The organism is Streptomyces sp. ActVer, from assembly GCF_027270795.1.
GTDB lineage: Bacteria > Actinomycetota > Actinomycetes > Streptomycetales > Streptomycetaceae > Streptomyces > Streptomyces umbrinus_A.
In genome coordinates, this window is record NZ_JAPWHT010000875.1 from 1 (window position 1) to 1,512 (window position 1,512).

General features: G+C 68.0%; 1 protein-coding gene. It reads right to left on the minus strand.

Annotation, left to right across the window (positions count from 1 at the left end):
* Positions 1 to 13: 13 nt before the first annotated feature.
* Positions 14 to 1,378, minus strand: a complete 1,365-nt coding sequence (locus tag O3Q52_RS52995; protein WP_332113035.1) for an IS4 family transposase — start codon at positions 1,376 to 1,378, stop codon at positions 14 to 16.
* Positions 1,379 to 1,512 lie beyond the last annotated feature (134 nt).

Here is a 1,512-nt window from a genome sequence, read left to right on the forward strand (position 1 = left end):
CAAGGCCGTGAAGTTACGGGCTGATCGTCGGCGTCAAGATGTTGATGCTGAGGGTGGCTTTGTAGGTGCGTCGGTCGACCTTGAGGCTTTTGTATGCGTATCGGGACAGGGGGCGTTTCACCGCGCGGGGGCTGATGCGGAGGCGGCGGGCGGGCATGAGCTGGTCCAGGACGGCTTTGCCGATCGTTCCGACGAGGTCGATCACGGTGTCGGCGATGATGCCCGCGGCCTGGATGATCTGGTCGCGGGCGCATCGGAGCGCGACGCTGAAGCTGGCTCTGTCCGGGTCCGCTCCGGGTGTGCTCCCGGTGGCGTCGGCGATCGCGATCCGCAGGACCTGGTAGGCGCTCAGCAGGGCGTAGACCTCCTGGGCGATGCCGGCCCAGGTCTTCGAGCGCAGGACCCGGCGGCCCAGCATCGATTTCTTGATCGCGAAATAGGCCGACTCCACTTCCCACCTCTCGTGATACAGGCTGATCAGGTCGGATGCGGGGTATCGGTGGTGGTCAAGGAGGTTGGTGGCCAGCCGGTAGAGGCCGGTCCGGCGGCCCTGGCTGGTGGTGATGGTGATCTCGCACTCGATGATGCGGACCTCGATGTCGCCGAAGCGGGAGAGGTGGGAGCCGTCGTCGTAGCGGGCCAGGACCGGCGGTTTGCGGGCGGCGGAGGCGCGGGCGAGGAAGGCGGCCTCGGTGGCGGCGACCGCAGCCAGGAACGTGTTCGAGGAGAAGCCCCGGTCCAGTAACACGATCATGCTGGCGTGCAGCGAGCGCATCAGGCGCTTGCCGTAGACGCTCTCGCCGTTGCTGCGGGGGCCGAAGGCGGCGTCCAGGACCGCCCGGGTGCCGCAGGCCACCAGCGCGGTCAGGCAGATCTGCGGGTAGCCGGAGGTCGTGTACTGGTTGGTGCTCTTGCCCAGGCGGGCCCGGTGCAGCGGGCTGTCGGGGACATCAAGGTAGGTGCCGTCGATCGCGACGGTCAGCAGGCCCTTGAAACGGGCGCCTGCTGTGCGGATCGCCGTGGCCGGCCCGCGCAGCAGGTCGAACAGGGCCCGCATGGGGCGCACACCGAGACGGGTTCGCGCGTTCCAGAGCGCTGTGCCGGTGACCTTCGCGACCGGTATCGCCTCCAGCGCGGCGGTGAGCTTGCGCCACACCGCCAGGTAGCCGCAGTCCTCGAACAGGGCGGCGGCCAGCAGCAGGTAGACCACCACCCGGGCAGGGATCTTCCGCAGTCGTTGCTGGACGGCGCCGGTCTCGGTGAGGGCCGCATCGACCATCTCGAACGGGACGATCTGGGTGAGTTCCCCCAGGTGCCCGGGGGCGAACAGGCCCTTGGCTACCGTGATTTCACGCGTGATGACACACTGATCGGACAGCGGAGCCTCCGGTGCTGCGAACGGCTGTCTTGGTCGACTGCCAGTTCTACCGGGGCTCCGCTCCTCGCGTCCGGTGAACCCGCAGATCACGACGCCATGGACAACCACACCAGACCCGTAACTTCACGGCCTTG